Genomic DNA, 18,456 nt, shown 5'->3' with positions numbered 1-18,456 from the left:
GGCGTGCGGGGGTGCAGGGCCCGGACCCCTCGGGGGTCTCGGGCGTGCGGGCCGCATGGCCGCGGGGCAAAGGGGCAGCGCCGTGCGGCTACTGCTTGTGGGTGGCCCAGGCGTGCTGGATGACCAGGTCCGCCTTCAGCTCCGCGAGCTGCTTCGCGACCGCCGAGGGGGCGGTGCCGCCGCGGCCGCTGCGGGAGGCCAGGGCGCCCGGCACGTTGAGGACCGTACGGACCTCCGGGGTCAGGTGCTCCGAGATCTTCGCGAACTGCTCGTCCGTGAGCTCGTCGAGCTCGATCCCGAGCGCCTCGCACTCCTTGACGCACTCGCCGGCCACCTCGTGCGCGACACGGAACGGCACGCCCTGCTTGACCAGCCACTCCGCGATGTCCGTGGCGAGCGAGAAGCCCGCCGGAGCCAGCTCCTCCATCCGCTCCCGGTTGACCGTGAGGGTGGCCATCATCCCGGTGAAGGCCGGGAGCAGGACCTCGAGGGTGTCGCAGGAGTCGAAGACCGGCTCCTTGTCCTCCTGAAGGTCCCGGTTGTAGGCCAGCGGCAGCGCCTTCAGGGTGGCGAGGAGGCCCGTCAGGTTGCCGATGAGCCGGCCCGACTTGCCGCGCGCCAGCTCCGCGATGTCCGGGTTCTTCTTCTGCGGCATGATCGAGGACCCGGTCGAGAAGGCGTCGTGCAGGGTCACGAAGGAGAACTCCTTCGTGTTCCAGATGATGATCTCTTCCGCGATCCGGGACAGGTTGATCCCGATCATCGCGGTGATGAAGGCGAACTCGGCGACGAAGTCGCGCGAGGCCGTGCCGTCGATCGAGTTGCCGACCGAGCCCCGCTCGAAGCCCAGGTCGGCGGCGACCGCCTCCGGGTCCAGCCCCAGCGAGGAGCCGGCCAGCGCGCCCGAGCCGTACGGGGAGACCGCGGTCCGGGTGTCCCACTGCCGCAGCCGCTCCGCGTCCCGGGACAGCGCCTGCACGTGGGCCAGTACGTGGTGCGCGAAGAGCACCGGCTGGGCGTGCTGGAGGTGGGTCCGGCCCGGCATGGCCACGTCGTGGTGCGTCTCGGCGAGGCCGACCAGCGCGTCCTGGAGCTCCGCGATCAGCCCGCCGACGATCCGGGCGTGGTCGCGCAGGTACATCCGGAACAGGGTGGCCACCTGGTCGTTGCGGGACCGGCCGGCCCGCAGCTTGCCGCCGAGGTCGGCGCCGAGCCGCTCCAGCAGGCCGCGCTCCAGGGCGGTGTGCACGTCCTCGTCGGCGATCGTCCCGGTGAAGGAGCCGTCGGCGACATCGGCTTCGAGCCGGTCCAGGCCCGCGATCATGCGGTCGAGCTCGTCCGCCGTGAGCAGGCCCGCCTTGGCGAGCACGCGGGCGTGGGCGCGGGAGCCGGCGATGTCGTACGGCGCGAGGCGCCAGTCGAAGTGGACCGACGCGGACAGCTTCGCGAGGGCCTCGGCGGGGCCGTCGGCGAACCGGCCGCCCCAGAGCCGGACGTCACCACCGTTGTTGCTGCTCACAGCTGCTGCTCCTCAAGAACGTGTGCGTGGATGTGCGCCGGCCTCCCCGTCGCGGAGGTCACGGGGAGGCCGACCGGTACGTATGGGCGTAACGAGTCGGGCTCAGGCCAGGTCGCGGCGTGCCGCGATCTTCGACGAGAGGCCGAAGATCTCTATGAACCCCTGGGCCTTGGACTGGTCGAAGGTGTCGCCCGAGTCGTAGGTGGCCAGGTTGAAGTCGTAGAGCGACTCCTGCGACCTGCGGCCGGTGACCACGGCGCGGCCGCCGTGCAGGGTCATCCTGATGTCACCGGTGACGTGCTGGTTGGCCTCGTTGACGAACCCGTCCAGGGCCCGCTTGAGCGGGGAGAACCACTGGCCGTCGTAGACCAGCTCGCCCCAGCGCTGCTCGACCTGCCGCTTGTAGCGGGCCAGTTCGCGTTCGACGGTGACGTTCTCCAGCTCCTGGTGGGCGGTGATCAGCGCGATCGCGCCGGGGGCCTCGTACACCTCGCGGGACTTGATGCCCACGAGGCGGTCCTCGACCATGTCGATCCGGCCGACGCCCTGGGCTCCGGCCCGGGCGTTGAGCTCCCGGATCGCCTGGAGCACGGTGACGGGCCGGCCGTCGATGGCGACGGGGGCGCCCTCCTTGAAGGAGACGACGACCTCGTCGGCCTCGCGCGGTTCGGCGGGGTCGGCGGTGTACTCGTAGACGTCCTCGATCGGCGCGTTCCAGATGTCCTCCAGGAAACCCGTCTCGACGGCGCGCCCGAAGACGTTCTGGTCGATGGAGTACGGGGACTTCCTGGTGGTCGCGATCGGCAGGTTCTGCGCCTCGCAGAAGGCGATGGCCTTGTCCCGGGTCATCGCGTAGTCCCGGACCGGGGCCAAGCACTTCAGGTCGGGGCCGAGGGTCTGGATGCCGGTCTCGAAGCGGACCTGGTCGTTGCCCTTGCCGGTGCAGCCGTGGGCGACGACGCCGGCGCCGTGCTTCTTCGCGGCGGCGACCAGGTGCTTGACGATGACCGGCCGGGAGAGCGCCGAGACCAGCGGGTACCGGTCCATGTAGAGGGCGTTGGCCTTGATCGCCGGGAGGCAGTACTCGTCGGCGAACTCGTCCCTGGCATCCGCGACCTCGGCCTCGACGGCGCCGCAGGCCAGCGCGCGCTTGCGGATGACGTCCAGGTCCTCGCCGCCCTGGCCGACGTCCACGGCAACGGCGATGACCTCTGCGCCCGTCTCCTCGGCGATCCAGCCGATGGCGACGGAGGTGTCCAGTCCGCCTGAATAGGCGAGTACGACGCGCTCGGTCACGGGCTTCTCCTTACGGGCTCCAGCGGTACATCCAGGTGCAGGCATAACTATGCACTGCTCCGTATGTTTCGTCAATCGACCTTAGCTGCACGTCGCTGACCAGCACGAATATCAGGGGCGGAGGCGGCTCACAGGGCCTACGATCGGCGTCTGCACCACAGAGGGAGGGCACATGGGAGCCGACACGCAGCGCCAGGCCGAGGAGGGCCGGGCCGCGGCGGCGGAACTGCTGAACGGCGGACGTCTCGGGATCGGCGGCATCCGCCGACCCGTCCTTCCGGTCTCCTGGATCGCCTTCGACGCGGAGATCCGCCGCGGCCACTCCCCCTGGTTCCCCGGGCCCCGCGGCGCCGACCGCATCGAGGTGCGCCTGTGCCACCCCGACGGCCGGGTCCGCGAGGCCGCGCTGCGGGCGCCGAAGCCGCCGCTCCCGCTCGTCGCGATCCGCTGCGCCGACTGGGTTCCCGCCGTGCGCGAGCGCGCCCGGCAGGTGCTCGCCGAGGCACTGGCCGCACGCCCCGCGGACACCCTGGTCACCTTGATGCCGCTCGTGCTGCGGCTCGGCGAGCGCGACCAGGGCGCCTGGGCGCTGGAGCTGTTCGAGACCGCCCTGCGCGCGCCGGAGCCGGTGCTCGCCCCCTACTGGCGTCCGGCGCGCCCCGCGCGGTGGGGCCGTGCGGCGCGGCCCGCGCGCACGATGACCGGCGAGGAGCCCGACACCGTGCTCGGCTGGCTGCGGCGCAGCGGGGACCTGCCGACCCGGCGGTTCGCCACGCGCGTCACGCTCGGCTCCGGGCTGTTCGGCGTACGGGAGCTGGCCCGGCGGGCCGGGCAGGAGCGGGATCCCGCGACGGCCCGGCTGTGGGCGGACGCGGCGCTGGCCGCGCTGGCCGCCGACGGGCCCGACGACGAGGCGGTAGACCTCCTGCTGCGCGGGCACATGCCGATGGTCCGGGCCGGCGGGGTCACCGCCCTGCGCCGCGCCGGCCGCGGCGCCGAGGCGGCCGGCTTCCTGGCCGACCGCTCCGGGCTGGTACGGGCCTGCGCGCGCTGGCTGGTCAAGCAGGACGGCGGCGACCCGTACGCCCACTGCCGCGCCCTCGTCGAGGACCCGGCCCGCGTGAGCGCGCACGCCGTCACCGGCTTCGCCGAATGCGCCGCGCGGGCGGACGCACCGCTGCTGCGCGCGCTGCTGGACCACCCCGCGGGGGCGGTGCGGGCGGCGGCGGTCGCCGGGCTGCGCACGCTGGACACCACCGACGTGGACCTGCTGTGGCCGCTGCTCGACGACCCGTCGGCCGCGGTCGCCCGCGAGGCGTCCGTGAGCCTGGCCGGGGTCGCGGCCCGGCTGCCCGCCGACCGGCTGCTGGAGCGGATCGCGCCCGGCCGCCCCGCGCACACCCGCCGGGCCGCCTACCGGGTGCTGCACGCCCGCGGCGGCGTCATCGGGCTGCGGGCCTCCGTGGAGCTGCTGACGGACGCCGACCCGGGGCTGCGGCGGGTCGCCGCGCAGCGCGTGCAGAGCCTGTGGTCCCCGTACCGGCCGCCCGCGCTGCCGCTGCGCGACCCGGAGGTCGCCGCCCTGCTGGACCGCTGCACCGGACTGTTCAGCGATCACGTCATGGGGCGGATGCGCTCACAGCTCGGAATTGGCCGCACCGGATCCGGGCCGATCGGATACTGATCCGTATGGGAAAGCTCTACGCACGCATAGACGGCCGGATCCGGACCTTCATCGAGGAGCAGCCGGTCTTCTTCACGGCCACCGCCCCGCTCGCCGGGGACGGCCACGTCAACCTGTCCCCCAAGGGCCGCGCGGGCACGCTCGTCGTCATCGACGAGCAGACCCTCGCCTACCTCGACTTCGGCGGCAGCGGCGCCGAGACCATCGCGCACGTCCGCGAGAACGGCCGGATCACGCTGATGTGGTGCGCGTTCAGCGGGCCGCCCAACATCGTGCGGATCCACGGCGAGGGCGAGGCCGTGTTCCGCGACGACCCCCGCTGGGGTGAGCTGATCGGCCTGTTCGGGGCGGCCGACGGGCCCTCGGCGCGGGCGATCATCGTGGTGCACGCCCGCCGGATCGCCGATGTGTGCGGGTACGCCGTCCCGTTCATGGAGTACCAGGGCGAGCGCACCCTCCACGCGGAGTACTTCGGCCGCAAGAGCGACGAGGAGTTCGGCGCGTACTGCGAGAAGAAGGAGTTCATCGGATCGAGCCTCGACGGCCTGCCTGCGCTGCCGCTGCCCCTTCCGCCCCGTACCGTCTGACATGTGCTGCGTACCGCTCTCGTCACCGGCTCACTGATCGTCACCAGCCTGCTCGCGCAGGGCCCGTACGGGCCCGCGCCGCTGCCCGCCCGCCTCGCCGACACCGGCGGCGGCAGCCAGCTCATCACCGCCGTCGCGCCCGCCCCCGGATCCACCACGGGGCGGCTGACCTGGTGGGACCGCCGGGCGGGGCGCTGGTACGAGGCCGGCGGCGCCGAGGCGCGCTTCGGTGCGAACGGGCTGACCGAGGGCGCGAGCCGCACCCAGGGCACGAACACGACGCCGACGGGCCTGTTCGAGCTCCCCTACGCCTTCGGGATCCGCCGCGCGCCCGCCGGGACGGAGTTCCGCTACCGGCGGGTGACCCCCGATTCCTGGTGGTGCCAGGACAACGCGTCGGCCGCGTACAACCGGTGGACCGAGCCGCTGCCCGCGGACTGCGCGCCCGGCGAGGCGGAGCACCTGGTCACGTACGAGAAGCAGTACGCGCACGCGCTGGTCATCGGCTTCAACTACGAGCAACCGGTGCACGGCCGGGGCGCGGGCATCTTCCTGCACGTCAACGGCAAGGGGGCGACGGCCGGTTGCGTGTCCGTGCCGGAGCGGGCCATGCGCGCGATCCTGCGCTGGGCGGACCCGCGCCGCCGCCCGCACATCGCCATCGGGACCGGGGAGGGACCGCTCGCCGTCACCCGGTACTGAGGTGCCCGCCGGTCTCGGCCGGGGTCCGGCGGCGGCGCGGGCGGCCCCGGTTGCGGCCGCGCCGGGTCCGCAGGCGGCTCACGCGCAGCCGACGGTATGCCTCCGGATCGCGGACGTCCAGGGCCTGGAGCGCCGGATGCGGCGGCCCGAGGCGCGCGGCCTCCACGGCCTCCGCGTCCTTCTTCCAGCCGGACCCCCGGGCCCGGTTGTAGACGGGGAACCAGATCACCTGGGCGATCACCCCGGTCCACACGGCCCAGGCGGCCGTCCATGGGGCGTCGCCTTCGGGCTGCAGCGACATCAGGCCGAAGACGCAGAAGAGCATCTCGGCCAGGACGAGGTACAGCCCCAGTTTCGGCGCGCCGGCGGGTTCCCCGACCGTGAGGAGTTCCGGGCGGGCCTCTCGGAACTCCCGCCGGACGGTCGCGAACTCCTCGTCCCGCAGCACGAGGCTGCCGAGGGTGGCGGGGGCGCTGCGGCGCCGCAGGGCGGCCAGCACGGCCTCGGGCAGCGGATGGCCCGGGGTACGGGCGGGGTCCGCGGCGGCGGGGGCCGGGCTCAGGTTGCCGCGGTGGTTGACGGTGACGAGCCCGTCCAGGAGCAGCCGGGCGGCGGCGGCCTGGACCGCGTCGTTCGGCCACCAGCGCTCCAGGGCGGCCTGGTACGGGTCGGCCAGGACGACGGCCCACCGGTCGAGGGCACGGCGGTGCCGCACCGCCGAGCGGCCGCGGATCGCGCCGACCAGCCCGTACAGCCCCGCTGTGACGGGCACGGCGACACTGGCGAGGGTGTAGGCATGCACACGCCGACCCTAGGACGGCCGGCAGCGGCGGGTACAGCGGATATCCGCCCCGCCGCACGGGAGCTGACGGGCCGTGGGGCCGGCCCCGGGGCGGTCAGCCCTCCTTCTGGGCCAGCCTCAGCAGGTGGTCCGCGAGGGCCTGGCCGCCCGAGGGGTCACGGCTGATCAGCATCAGCGTGTCGTCTCCGGCGATCGTGCCGAGGATCTCGCGGAGTTCGGCCTGGTCGATCGCGGAGGCGAGGAACTGGGCCGCGCCCGGCGGGGTGCGCAGGACGACGAGGTTCGCGGAGGCCTCCGCCGAGATCAGCAGCTCCCCGGAGAGGCGCCGCATGCGCTCCTCCTTCGCCGACTCGCCGAGCGGTGCCTGCGGGGTGCGGAAGCCGCCCTCGCTGGGCACCGCGTAGATCAGCTCGCCGCCGGTGTTGCGGATCTTCACCGCGCCCAGCTCGTCGAGGTCGCGGGAGAGCGTCGCCTGGGTGACGCTCAGCCCGTCGTCGGCGAGCAGCTTGGCCAGCTGGCTCTGCGAGCGGACCGGCTGCCGGTTGAGGATGTCCACGATCCGGCGGTGGCGGGCGGTGCGGGTCTGCGGAACGGACGGCCCGCCCCCGGACTCGGTCCGGGCGGAGCCCCACTCCTCGTGGTCCTGCGCGTGGCTCATCGTCGTCTCATTCCCCGGTGCGTCCGTCCCCGTTGGCTGTGTCGAGGATGCCGGGCAGGGCCCGGACGAACGCGTCCGCCTCGGCCTCGGAGAGTACGTACGGGGGCATGAGCCGTACGACGTCGGGGGCGGGCGCGTTGACCAGGAAGCCGGCATCTTGGGCCGCCTGCTGCACCTGCGGTGCGAGCGGCCCGGTCAGCACGATACCCAGGAGAAGGCCTTCACCACGGACATGGGAGACCAGCGGGTGGCCGGCGGCCTCGATTCCGGAGCGCAGCCGCTCCCCGCGCGCCTTGACCTGATCGAGCAGGCCCTCGGCGGCGATGGTGTCGATGACGGCGAGGCCGGCGGCGCAGGCGACGGGGTTCCCGCCGAAGGTGGTGCCGTGCTGGCCGGGCTGGAGCAGCTGCGCGGCCGGTCCGAAGGCGGCCACGGCGCCGATCGGCAGTCCGCCGCCGAGACCCTTCGCGAGCGTGACGAGATCGGGCTCGACCCCCTCGTGCGCCTGGTGTTCGAACCAGTGGCCGCAGCGCCCGATCCCGGTCTGCACCTCGTCCAGGACGAGCAGGGTGCCGGTGGCCCGGGTGATCTCCCGGGCGGCCGTCAGGTATCCGGCCGGGGGCACGACGACGCCGTTCTCGCCCTGGATCGGCTCGATGATCACGAGGGCCGTCTCCTCGGTGACGGCGGCCCGCAGGGCCTCGACATCACCGTAGGGGACGTGCGTGACCTCGCCGGGCAGCGGCCGGAACGGGTCCTGCTTCTTCGGCTGGCCGGTGAGTGCGAGGGCGCCCATCGTCCGGCCGTGGAAGCCGCCGTCGGTGGCGACCATGTGGGTCCGGCCCGTCAGCCGGCCGATCTTGAAGGCGGCCTCGACGGCCTCGGCTCCGGAGTTGCAGAAGAAAATCCGCCCGGGGCGCCCGAAGAGCTGGAGCAGCCGCTCGCCGAGCGCGAGGACCGGCTCGGAGGCGTAGAGGTTCGAGACGTGGCCGAGGGTGGAGATCTGCGAGGTCACGGCCCCGACGATCGCCGGGTGGGCGTGGCCGAGGGCGTTGACCGCGATGCCGCCCACGAAGTCGGTGTACTGCTTGCCGTCCGCGTCCCAGACCCGGGCGCCTTCGCCGCGTACGAGGGCCAGCGCGGGCGTGCCGTAGTTGTTGGTCAGCGCACCCTGCCAGCGGGCCGCGAACTCCTGGTTGCCGGTCACGCGGGTTCCCCTCCCTGTGCGTCGGGCACGACCATCGTGCCGATTCCCTCGTCGGTGAAGATCTCCAGCAGGATCGAGTGCGGCACCCGACCGTCGATCACGCGGGCCGTGCTCACCCCGCCGCGGACGGCGTGCAGGCAGCCCTCCATCTTGGGCACCATGCCGCTGGACAGCTCGGGCAGCAGCTTCTCCAGCTCGCTGACGGTGAGGCGGCTGATGACCTCGTCGCTGCTGGGCCAGTCCGCATAGAGGCCCTCGACGTCCGTGAGCACCATCAGCGTCTCGGCGCCCAGCGCGGCGGCGAGCGCCGCGGCCGCCGTGTCGGCGTTCACGTTGTACACGTGGTGGTCGTCGGCGCTGCGCGCGATGGAGGAGATGACCGGGATCCGGCCGTCCGCCAGCAGCGCCTCGATCGCGCCCGTGTCGATGGCGGTGATCTCGCCGACCCGTCCGATGTCGACGAGCTCGCCGTCGATCTCCGGGGTGTGCCGGGCGGCGGTGATGGTGTGGGCGTCCTCGCCGGTCATGCCGACCGCGAGCGGCCCGTGCTGGTTGAGCAGCCCGACCAGCTCGCGCTGGACCTGGCCCGCCAGGACCATCCGTACGACGTCCATCGCCTCGGGGGTCGTGACGCGCAGGCCGGCCTTGAACTCGCTGACCAGGCCCTGCTTGTCGAGCTGGGCGTTGATCTGGGGGCCGCCGCCGTGCACCACGACGGGCTTGAGGCCGGCCTGGCGCAGGAAGACCACGTCCTGGGCGAAGGCGGCCTTCAGGTCCTCGTCGATCATGGCGTTGCCGCCGAACTTGATGACGACGACCTTGCCGTTGTGCCGGGTGAGCCAGGGCAGGGCCTCGATGAGGATCTGCGCCTTGGGCAGCGCGGTGTGCTTGCGCGCGGTTCCGGTGCCGGGCTGCCCGGCCTTCTCGTCGCTCATGAGCTGTAGGCGCTGTTCTCGTGGACGTACTCGGCGGTCAGGTCGTTGGCCCAGATCACGGCGGACTCGGAACCGGTGGCCAGGTCCGCGGTGATGCGGACCTCTCGGTCCTTCATGGAGACCAGGTCGCGGTCCTCGCCGACCGAGCCGTTCTTGCAGACCCAGACTCCGTTGATGGCCACGTTCAGCCGGTCCGGGTCGAAGGCCGCCCGGGTGGTGCCGATGGCGGAGAGCACCCGGCCCCAGTTGGGGTCCTCGCCGTGGATGGCGCACTTGAGCAGGTTGTTGCGGGCGATGCTCCGGCCGACCTCGACCGCGTCGCCCTCGGTGAGCGCGCCGACGACCTCGATGCGGATGTCCTTGCTGGCTCCCTCGGCGTCGCCGATCAGCTGGCGGGCGAGGTCGTCGCAGACGGTTCGTACGGCCTCCGCGAAGGCCTCGTACGCCGGGACCTGGCCGGAGGCCCCGGAGGCGAGCAGCAGCACCGTGTCGTTGGTGGACATGCAGCCGTCGGAGTCGACCCGGTCGAAGGTGGTGCGGGTGGCGGAGCGCAGCGCCTGGTCGAGGGTGGCGCTGTCCACGTCGGCGTCGGTGGTGAGGACGACGAGCATGGTGGCCAGGCCCGGGGCGAGCATGCCCGCGCCCTTGGCCATGCCGCCGACCGTCCAGCTGTCCTGTGTGACGGCCGCCGTCTTGTGCACGGTGTCGGTGGTCTTGATGGCGATGGCGGCGTCCTCGCCGCCGTCGGCGGTCAGGGCGGCGACGGCGGTGTCGATGCCGGGCAGCAGCTTGTCCATGGGGAGCAGGACGCCGATCAGGCCGGTGGAGGCGACGGCGATCTCGCCGGCGTTGTGCCCGCCGCCGAGGGCCTCGGCGGCCTTCTCGGCGGTGGCGTGGGTGTCCTGGAAGCCCTTGGGGCCGGTGCAGGCGTTGGCGCCGCCGGAGTTGAGGACGACCGCGCTGACGACGGACCCGCGCAGGACCTGCTCGGACCAGAGCACGGGCGCGGCCTTGACGCGGTTGGAGGTGAAGACGCCCGCCGCGGCCAGCCGCGGACCGTTGTTGACCACGAGGGCCAGGTCCGGGTTGCCGTTCGCCTTGATCCCGGCCGCGATGCCGGCGGCCGTGAATCCCTGTGCTGCCGTAACGGTCACGGCGCGACTCCGATCGTGGAAAGCCCGAGCTCTTCTGCGAACCCGAGGGCGATGTTCATGCTCTGCACCGCGCCACCGGCGGTCCCCTTGGTGAGGTTGTCGATGGCGCTGATCGCGATGATCCGCTGCGCGGACCCGTCGTACGCGACCTGGATCTGAACGGCGTTGGAACCGTGGACGGAGGAGGTCGCCGGCCACTGCCCCTCGGGCAGCAGGTGGACGAAGGGCTCGTCCGCGTACGCCTTCTCGTACGCGGCGCGCACCGCGTCGGCGGTGGTGCCGGGGAGGGCCTTGGCGGAGCAGGTGGCGAGGATGCCGCGCGACATCGGCACGAGGGTCGGCGTGAAGGAGACGGAGACCTTCCGCCCGGCGATCGGGCTGAGGTTCTGCACCATCTCGGGGGTGTGCCGGTGCCCGCCGCCCACCCCGTACGGGCTGACGGAGCCCATGACCTCGGAGCCGAGCAGGTGCGGCTTGAGGGCCTTGCCTGCGCCGGAGGTGCCGGTGGCGGCGACGATCACGGCCTCCGGCTCGGCCAGCTGCGCGGCGTAGGCCGGGAAGAGGGCGAGGGTGACGGCGGTCGGGAAGCACCCGGGAACGGCGATGCGCTTGGACCCCTCCAGCGCGGCGCGGGCACCGGGCAGCTCGGGGAGTCCGTACGGCCAGGTGCCGGCGTGCGGGGCCCCGTAGAAGGCGTCCCAGTCGGCGGAGTCCTTGAGCCGGTGGTCGGCGCCCATGTCGACGACGAGGACGTCGGGGCCGAGCTCGGCGGCGACGGCGGCGGACTGCCCGTGGGGCAGCGCCAGGAAGACCACATCGTGGCCGGCGAGGACCTCGGGCGTGGTCGCCTCCAGGGTCCGGCCGGCGAGCGGCACCAGGTGCGGCTGGAGGCTGCCGAAGAGCTGTCCGGCGTTGGAATTGCCGGTCAGGGCGCCGATCTCCACCTCGGGGTGGGCGAGGAGCAGGCGCAGGACTTCTCCGCCCGCGTACCCGCTCGCTCCGGCCACCGCTACACGTACCACCATCGGACCCTCCTCCTCGATGGCATGACTATACGTACTGCCGCAGTTTTATGCAAAGCTCTTCGTGATCGCTCTGCGGGCCCCGCCGACGCACGGGAAGATGACCGTGGGGGTTCCCGGACAGCGATGGGGAGGCACCACGATGAAGCAGCGCGTTCCGACGGCCCTCCCGGCCCCGCCGGCGGTCACTCCACCGCTCCTCGGACCGGCCGCCCCGGCCCACGCCACGACCGGCGGGGGCGGGTCCCGGTGAAGGCCGCTCCCGGGGACGCCGAAGCCGTCGTCGCGGAGGCCAACGGCGCCGCGCTGCGGGGCCCGGCGTTCGACGACACCCGTGACCTGGAGGACGAGCGCCGCGGATTCCTCGGCACGGTCGGGGAATCCGGGATCCGGGACGCGGACGGCCGGGTGGTCTGGGACCTGGACGCCTACGGGTTCCTCGACGGGGACTGCCCGCCCACCGCCCACCCGAGCCTGTGGCGCCAGAGCAGACTGGCCAGGGGCCACGGACTCTTCGAGGTGGTCCCGGGGATCTACCAGGTACGCGGCTTCGACCTGTCCAACATGACCGTGGTCGAGGGCGAGCGCGGCGTCCTGGTCATCGACCCGCTGATCTCCACGGAGACCGCCGCCGCCGCACTCGCGCTGTACCGCCGCCACCGCGGCGAGCGACCCGTCACCGGCGTCCTCTACACCCACAGCCATGCCGACCACTTCGGCGGCGTCAAGGGCGTCGTCAGCGTGGAGGAGGTCGCGGCCGGGGTGCCGGTGCTCGCCCCGGAGGGCTTCCTGCAGCACGCCGTCAGCGAGAACGTGTACGCCGGCACCGCCATGAGCCGGCGCGCCACCTACATGTACGGGGCCGCCCTGCCCAAGGGACCTCGCGGGCAGATCGGCTCGGGGCTCGGCCCCACGACCTCGACGGGCACGGTCACCCTCATCCCGCCGACCCTCGCCGTCACCCGCACCGGGCAGAGCGAGACCGTCGACGGCATCCGCATGGTGTTCCAGATGACCCCGGGCACCGAGGCCCCGGCCGAACTCAACATCCACTTCCCCGGCCACGCCGCCCTGTGCACCGCCGAGAACGCCACCCACACCCTGCACAACCTGCTCACGCTGCGCGGCGCCCAGGTCCGCGACCCGCACGACTGGGCCCGGTACCTGACCGAGACCGTCCAGCTCTTCGGCGCCGCCACCGACGTCGTGTTCGCCTCGCACCACTGGCCGGTCTGGGGCCGCGAGGACGCCCTCGCCTTCCTCTGCGAGCAGCGCGACCTGTACGCCTACCTCCACGACCAGACGCTGCGCATGATCAACCAGGGGCTCACCGGACCGGAGATCGCCGAGGAGATGCGGCTGCCGCCCGCGCTGGAGCGGGCCTGGCACACCCACGGCTACTACGGTTCCGTCAGCCACAACACCAAGGCGGTCTACCAGCGGTACATGGGCTGGTTCGACGGCAATCCGGCCCGCCTGTGGGCCCACCCGCCCACCGAGGCCGCCATCCGCTACGTCGACTTCATGGGCGGCGCCGACGAGGTGCTGCGCCGCGCCCACCAGTCCTACGCGCAGGGCGATTTCCGCTGGGTCGCGGAGGTCGTCGGCCACGTCCTGTTCGCCGATCCCGACAACGCCGAGGCCCGCGCCCTGCAGGCGGACGCCCTGGAGCAGCTCGGCTACGGCAGCGAGAACGGCACCTGGCGCAACTTCTACCTCACCGGCGCCCACGAACTGCGCCACGGCCCGGTCGGCACCGCCGCCTCCACCGCCTCCGAGGACCTGATCAACACCCTGACCCTCGACCAGCTCTTCGACTCGCTGGCGATCCGCGTCGACGGCCCGCGCAGCTGGGACGCGGACGTGACCGTCCGCTGGCGGCTCACCGACGGCCGCGATCCCAGCACCCTGCGCCTGAAGAACGGCGTGCTCACCCACGTCCGGGGCCTCGGCCCTGCCGCCGGCGAGCCGGACGTGGAGATCACCCTCGACGAGCCGGCCCTGCGGGCCCTCCTGCTCGGCCGGACCGCGCTCGCGGACCTGGTCGCCCGGGGCAGGGCCGAGGTCTCCGGCGACCCGGCCCGGCTCGCCGAGCTCACCGGCCATCTCACCGAGCCCGACCCCGACTTCGCGATCGTCACGCCCTGACGGAGGCCTCCCGGGCCGGGCGGTCCAGCGGGTGGCGGACCCATACGTTGGGCTCCACGTACGCCGCGTAGCCCTGTTCGGCCTCGCAGCGGACCGGGGCCAGCGCCCCCTGCACCCGCACGGGGCCCGTCGTGTCGAAGGGCAGCCCGGTCCACTCGCGCCACTCGGCGAGCGAGCCGGTGATCGTCATCGACAGCGGGGCCACCGAGTCGATCACCGCCCCCGCCCGGACGTGGACCCGCAGCCACGGGTCGTACGGGAGGCCGTCCTCGCGCGTGCGGTACGCGTACTCCTCGATCGGGGTCTCCGGCTCGGCCGGCTTCCCGCTGGGCCGGACGGGGGCCACCACCTCGGCGAAGCCGCGGGCGCGGGCGTTCTCCCGCATCGCGGCCAGCATCCGCCCGGACAGGCCCTCGCCGAGCCGGTCGGTGGCGACGGTGATCTCGATCGCGCTCACCGTGTCGGGGGCCACCCCGCGCCGCAGGTCGGAGAAGGCCCACATGAGGACCTGGTCCCAGCCCCGCGCGGGCAGCACCCCGTCCCGGCCGGGCGCGTGCTGGGCGAAGGGCACGCTGAATCCGCGGGCGATCACCGCATCGCCGTCGGTGGCGACCAGGACGTAGTCGGCCAGCTCCTTGACCATCCTCGGGTAGAGGAGCCAGGCGATCGAGTCGTGCTGGGCGAACTCCGGCCAGGTGTCCTTCATGTCCCAGAGCCGCTCGGCCAGTTCGGGTCGCTGCGCAAGGGTGGTGATCTTGATTCCGTCCATGGGCGCAGGTTAGGGCGGTGCAGCGGCGCGATTCCAGCGATTTACGCCGGGGCCCGGAGCGAGCGCAGCCTGCGTACCGCCTCGCCCAGCTCCGCCGCGCCCGAGACCCCGGCGAAGCTGAGCCGTACGTACGGACCCGGCGGTTCCGCGCAGAAGTAGGGGCGGCCGGCGGCGACCGCGACCCCGGCGCGCAGGGCCTGTGCCGCGAAGGCCGCGTCGTCGTCGCCCTCGGCCATCCGCGCCCACAACTGGTAGCCGCCCGAGGGCAGATGGGGCAGGGTCAGCCCGGGCAGCTCCCGGCGCACCGCGCCCGCGAGCAGGTCCCGCCGGTGGCGCAGCTCGGCGGCGACGGACCGCAGGTGGCGGGGCCAGGCGGGCGCGCCGACCAGCTCCAGGGCGGCCTCCTGGAGCGGCCGGGAGACGAAGAAGGAGTCCACGATCTGGATGGCCCGCAGCCGGTCCAGCACCGGGCCGCGGGCGGCGAGCGCGCCGACCCGCAGGCTGGGCGAGGTGGCCTTGGTCAGGGACCGGACGTGGACGACCACCCCGTCGTGGTCCTCGGCGGCCAGCGTCGGGGGCAGCGGACCGGCGTCCTCGTGGCCCAGCGCCCGGGCGTAGTCGTCCTCCACCACGAAGGCCCCGGCGGCCCGCGCGATCCGCAGCACCTCGGCCCGCCGCCCGGGAGCCAGCACGGCACCGGTCGGGTTCTGGAACAGCGGCTGGCATACGAAGACCCGCGCGCCGGTCGCCTCGAAGGCGGCGGCCAGCAGCTCCGGCCGGACCCCCTCGGCATCCACCGGGACGGGCACCGGCCGGCATCCGGAGGCCCGGGCGATGGCGAGGAGCCCGGGGTAGGTCGGGGACTCCACCAGGACCGGCGCCCCGGGCGGGGCCAGCGCCCGCAGGGCGGTGGTGAGCGCGCTCTGCCCGCCCGCGGTGACCAGCACGTCGGCGGCTCCGACGGCCCCGGCCGCCCCGCCGATCTCCCGGGCGAACCAGTCGCGCAGCTCGGGCAGCCCCTCCATGGGCGGCCGCTCCCAGGCCCCGGGGCGCCGGCCGGCCCGGGCCAGCGCGGCGGCCATGGCCCGCTCGGGCTGGATGGAGGGGTGCAGGTAGCCGCTGTTGAGCCCGATCACCCCGGACGGCGGCGCGGCCAGGCAGGCCAGCACCCCGGAGGCGTCGACCGAGCGCGGCACCACCTCGCCGGCGCCCTCCGCGCTCAGGGCGACCTCCTGCCAGGAGGTGTCCCCGGGCGCGGGCTCCGCCGTACGCGGCAGGGCCCGGAACACCCCGGCGCCGGGGCGGGTGACGACCAGCCCCTCGGCGGCCAGCTGCGCGAGGGCGCGGGAGACGGTGACGGGGCTGACCCGGTAGCGCTCCACCAAGGTTCGGCTGGAGGGGAGCTTTCCACCCACCGAGTAGCGGTCGAGTTCCGACCGCAGGGATTCTGCCAGCTCTACCACGCTGCTACGCTCGTACATGACAGCACAGAATAGCGCTACTCCCCACACCGCGATAGCGGTCGAGCACCCCGCCCGCCGGTCCGCGCCCCGCGGTCCACGGGAACGCGGCGGCCTCGGCGGCCGGGCCACCGGCGGCACCGCCCTCGCGGGGCTCGGCGTCGTCGCCTTCTCGCTGACCTTCCCCGCCACCGCCTGGGGCCTGGAGAGCTTCGGCCCCTGGTCCTTCGTGGCCGTGCGCAGCCTGCTCGCCGCGCTCATCGCGGGGGCCTTCCTGCTGGCCGGGCGCGTGCCGCTGCCCGCCCGCGCGCACTGGGCGGGCCTGGCCGTGGTCGCCGCCGGGGTCGTCGTCGGCTTCCCGCTGCTCACCACCCTGGCGCTGACCACCTCCACCACCTCGCACGCCGCCGTCGTGGTCGGGCTGCTCCCGCTCACCACGGCCGCCGTCTCCGCGCTGCGCACCGGCGCCCGCCCCTCGCGCCGGTTCTGGGGGGCGGCCGTCGCCGGAGCCGCCGTCGTGCTCGGCTTCGCCCTGACCCGGAGCGGGGGCGCCCTCTCGGCCGGCGACGGCTACCTCTTCGGGGCCCTGCTGGTCTGCGCGGCCGGGTACACCGAGGGCGGGCGCCTGGCCCGGGTCCTGCCCGGCTGGCAGGTGATCGGCTGGGCGCTGGTGCTGTGCATGCCGCTCAGCCTGGCCGGCTCCGCGCTGGGACTCGCGTACGAGCCGGTGCACCTGACCGGCCACGGGCTGGCCGGCCTGATCTGGGCGGCGGCCGGCTCCACCTTCCTCGGCCTGTACGTCTGGTACCGCGGGATGGCGGAGATCGGCGCCCCGCGCGCGAGCCAGCTCCAGCTGGCCCAGCCGCTGCTGACCCTGGTCTGGTCGGTGGCGCTGCTGGGCGAGCACCTCTCCCCCGCCGCCCCGGCCGCCGCCTGCGCGGTCCTGGTCTGCATCGCCGTGACCCAGCGGGCCTAATGGGCGCAAACCGCCGTAAACTGCTGTCACCGGATCCAGACCGCCTCCGAGGAGGTCAGCAATGCGCGCGACCGAGGGCGACCAGCTGGTACAGCACGGCAGGATCGTGGGCCAGCACGACAAGGTCGGTGAAATCACTCAGGTACTCGGCGAGAACGGCACCCCTCCCTACCGGGTCCGTTTCGCGGACGGTCACGAGGCAGTCATGTCTCCGGGCCCCGACTGCGTCGTGAAGCACCCGACGGAGCCCACGCACTGACTGCACCCGCTCGACGCGGCCGGGAACGGCCCGCGCGTCACCTCGGCGGCACGGCCGTCGGGTAATGGTCGGCGACGACCCTGGCCATCGCACCATTGGGGTCCGCGACCACCTGCTTCGCCGAGAAGTAGACGTGGCCGCGGACCTCGGGGTAATCACGGGCGAACGTCAGGTGCTTGGACAGCTCCTTCGGGTCGCGCCACGCCGCGGTGGCGCTGGCCCGGTCGCAGCGGTACAGGGCCTCGCCCACGTACAGGTCCACGCCGGTGCCGGCGACGGTCTTCGCCCACCAGGGGACGAGCTTCGCGTAGTCGGCGGTGGGGTGGCCGATCTGCCAGTACACCTGGGGGACGATGTAGTCGATCCAGCCCTCCCGGACCCACTTGCGGGTGTCCGCGTACAGGTCGTCGTACGTCTCGACGCCCGCCTGCGTCGGCGAACCGAGCGGATCCCGCTCGCTGTTGCGCCAGACCGCGAAGGGGCTGACGCCGAAGCGCGCCGCCGGGCGGACCGCCCGCACCCGCTCGGACATCTCGCGGACCAGGGCGTCGGTGTTGCCCCGCCGCCAGTCCGCGCGGGAGGCGAAACCGCCGCCGTGGCGCGCGTACGCGTCGTCGTCGTCGAACTCCTCCCCTTCGACGGGGTACGGGTAGAAGTAGTCGTCCCAGTGCACCCCGTCCAGCGCGTACCGGGAGACGGCGTCGAGCATGGCCTCCTGCACGAAGGCGCGCACCTCGGGCAGCCCGGGGTTGTAGTACAGCTTCTTGTTGTACGCGACCGTCCAGTCGGGGTTGCGCCGGGCCGGATGGTCCTCGGCCAGGCGGTCGGGATCGGTGTGGTTGGCCACCCGGTACGGGTTGAACCAGGCGTGCAGCTCCAGCCCCCGGGCGTGCGCCTCGGCGACCGCGGTGCCGAGCGGGTCCCAGCCCGGGTCCTCGCCCTGCTCCCCGGTCAGCCACTGCGACCAGGGCTCCCGGGCGCCGGGCCACATCGCGTCGGCGGCGGGCCGGACCTGGAGGATCACGGCGTTGAGGCGGCGGGCGACGGCGGTGTCGAGGAGGCTGATCAGCTCGGCGCGCTGGTCCGCCGCGTCCAGGCCGCTCTCGGAGGGCCAGTCGACGTTCTCCACAGAGGCGATCCACATCGCGCGGAACTCGGCGGCCGCCTTCTTCCGCCGGCCGTGCCCCCGGGCCGCCCGCGCGGGGGCCGCCCCGCCCGTCGCGGCCAGCAGCCCGGCGGCCCCCGCCAGCAGCCCCCGACGCCCGATGTACGCCATGT

Annotated in this window: 17 protein-coding genes; 6 read left to right on the top strand and 11 right to left on the bottom strand. The window is 73.7% G+C overall.

The window, feature by feature from the left end:
* Positions 1–88 precede the first annotated feature (88 nt).
* Both argH and ACFYZS_RS23730 read right to left on the bottom strand, forming a co-directional pair.
* On the bottom strand, positions 89–1,519 hold the full coding sequence (argH, locus tag ACFYZS_RS23735) for an argininosuccinate lyase (protein WP_389015965.1): 1,431 nt from the start codon (positions 1,517–1,519) through the stop codon (positions 89–91).
* A gap of 102 nt (positions 1,520–1,621) precedes the next feature.
* Positions 1,622–2,815, bottom strand: a complete 1,194-nt coding sequence (locus tag ACFYZS_RS23730; RefSeq protein ID WP_389015962.1) for an argininosuccinate synthase — start codon at positions 2,813–2,815, stop codon at positions 1,622–1,624.
* A gap of 172 nt (positions 2,816–2,987) precedes the next feature.
* Here ACFYZS_RS23730 and ACFYZS_RS23725 point away from each other — a divergent pair, with 172 nt between their 5' ends.
* Genes ACFYZS_RS23725 through ACFYZS_RS23715 form a run of 3 tightly spaced genes read left to right on the top strand, consistent with a single transcriptional unit; the run spans position 2,988 to position 5,788 of the window.
* Positions 2,988–4,499, top strand: coding sequence for a hypothetical protein (locus ACFYZS_RS23725; protein WP_389015959.1), 1,512 nt, complete (start codon positions 2,988–2,990; stop codon positions 4,497–4,499).
* A gap of 5 nt (positions 4,500–4,504) precedes the next feature.
* Positions 4,505–5,086, top strand: coding sequence for a pyridoxamine 5'-phosphate oxidase family protein (locus tag ACFYZS_RS23720; RefSeq protein ID WP_389015956.1), 582 nt, complete (start codon positions 4,505–4,507; stop codon positions 5,084–5,086).
* A gap of 6 nt (positions 5,087–5,092) precedes the next feature.
* The gene (locus ACFYZS_RS23715; RefSeq protein WP_389016457.1) at positions 5,093–5,788 is read left to right on the top strand and encodes a L,D-transpeptidase; all 696 of its coding nucleotides are present in this window, start codon (positions 5,093–5,095) and stop codon (positions 5,786–5,788) included.
* Here ACFYZS_RS23715 and ACFYZS_RS23710 read toward each other — a convergent pair.
* From ACFYZS_RS23710 to argC, 6 genes are all read right to left on the bottom strand, one after another.
* Positions 5,775–6,590 carry a hypothetical protein gene (locus ACFYZS_RS23710; RefSeq protein ID WP_389015953.1) on the bottom strand — a complete coding sequence of 272 codons (816 nt, stop codon included), beginning with the start codon at positions 6,588–6,590 and terminating at the stop codon, positions 5,775–5,777. The genes ACFYZS_RS23715 and ACFYZS_RS23710 overlap by 14 nt on opposite strands.
* Before the next feature lie 94 nt (positions 6,591–6,684).
* The gene (locus ACFYZS_RS23705; protein ID WP_229341312.1) at positions 6,685–7,248 is read right to left on the bottom strand and encodes an arginine repressor; all 564 of its coding nucleotides are present in this window, start codon (positions 7,246–7,248) and stop codon (positions 6,685–6,687) included.
* 7 nt (positions 7,249–7,255) lie between these two features.
* Positions 7,256–8,455, bottom strand: coding sequence for an acetylornithine transaminase (locus tag ACFYZS_RS23700; RefSeq protein WP_389015949.1), 1,200 nt, complete (start codon positions 8,453–8,455; stop codon positions 7,256–7,258).
* Positions 8,452–9,390: an acetylglutamate kinase gene (argB, locus tag ACFYZS_RS23695; protein ID WP_389015946.1), complete on the bottom strand. Its 939-nt coding sequence runs from the start codon at positions 9,388–9,390 to the stop codon at positions 8,452–8,454. Before argB ends, ACFYZS_RS23700 begins: the two co-directional genes overlap by 4 nt.
* Positions 9,387–10,544, bottom strand: a complete 1,158-nt coding sequence (argJ, locus tag ACFYZS_RS23690; protein WP_389015944.1) for a bifunctional glutamate N-acetyltransferase/amino-acid acetyltransferase ArgJ — start codon at positions 10,542–10,544, stop codon at positions 9,387–9,389. The genes argB and argJ overlap by 4 nt, the downstream gene beginning before the upstream one ends.
* Positions 10,541–11,569 carry an N-acetyl-gamma-glutamyl-phosphate reductase gene (gene argC / locus ACFYZS_RS23685; RefSeq protein ID WP_389015941.1) on the bottom strand — a complete coding sequence of 343 codons (1,029 nt, stop codon included), beginning with the start codon at positions 11,567–11,569 and terminating at the stop codon, positions 10,541–10,543. Before argC ends, argJ begins: the two co-directional genes overlap by 4 nt.
* A 246-nt stretch (positions 11,570–11,815) precedes the next feature.
* Here argC and ACFYZS_RS23680 point away from each other — a divergent pair, with 246 nt between their 5' ends.
* Positions 11,816–13,714 (top strand): alkyl/aryl-sulfatase, encoded by a 1,899-nt coding sequence (locus tag ACFYZS_RS23680; protein WP_389015939.1) that lies wholly within the window; start codon positions 11,816–11,818, stop codon positions 13,712–13,714.
* Here ACFYZS_RS23680 and ACFYZS_RS23675 read toward each other — a convergent pair.
* Positions 13,704–14,483 (bottom strand): N-acetyltransferase, encoded by a 780-nt coding sequence (locus tag ACFYZS_RS23675; protein WP_389015936.1) that lies wholly within the window; start codon positions 14,481–14,483, stop codon positions 13,704–13,706. The two genes, ACFYZS_RS23680 and ACFYZS_RS23675, sit on opposite strands and share 11 nt — an antisense overlap.
* A gap of 41 nt (positions 14,484–14,524) precedes the next feature.
* On the bottom strand, positions 14,525–15,964 hold the full coding sequence (locus tag ACFYZS_RS23670; RefSeq protein ID WP_389015933.1) for a PLP-dependent aminotransferase family protein: 1,440 nt from the start codon (positions 15,962–15,964) through the stop codon (positions 14,525–14,527).
* On the opposite strand from ACFYZS_RS23670, the gene ACFYZS_RS23665 reads away from it, so the two are divergent.
* The gene (locus ACFYZS_RS23665) at positions 15,963–16,919 is read left to right on the top strand and encodes a DMT family transporter (protein WP_389015931.1); all 957 of its coding nucleotides are present in this window, start codon (positions 15,963–15,965) and stop codon (positions 16,917–16,919) included. The genes ACFYZS_RS23670 and ACFYZS_RS23665 overlap by 2 nt on opposite strands.
* A gap of 61 nt (positions 16,920–16,980) precedes the next feature.
* On the top strand, positions 16,981–17,178 hold the full coding sequence (locus ACFYZS_RS23660) for a DUF1918 domain-containing protein (RefSeq protein ID WP_214938290.1): 198 nt from the start codon (positions 16,981–16,983) through the stop codon (positions 17,176–17,178).
* Positions 17,179–17,215: 37 nt separating this feature from the next.
* Here ACFYZS_RS23660 and ACFYZS_RS23655 read toward each other — a convergent pair whose 3' ends face one another.
* Positions 17,216–18,454: a glycoside hydrolase family 10 protein gene (locus ACFYZS_RS23655; RefSeq protein WP_389015929.1), complete on the bottom strand. Its 1,239-nt coding sequence runs from the start codon at positions 18,452–18,454 to the stop codon at positions 17,216–17,218.
* Positions 18,455–18,456 lie beyond the last annotated feature (2 nt).

The sequence above is a fragment of the Streptomyces sp. NPDC001903 genome, from assembly GCF_042891345.1.
In the GTDB taxonomy this organism is placed as follows: Bacteria; Actinomycetota; Actinomycetes; order Streptomycetales; family Streptomycetaceae; genus Streptomyces.
Note: the sequence above shows the minus strand (reverse complement) of the source record. Positions and strands in the feature narration are given on the sequence as shown.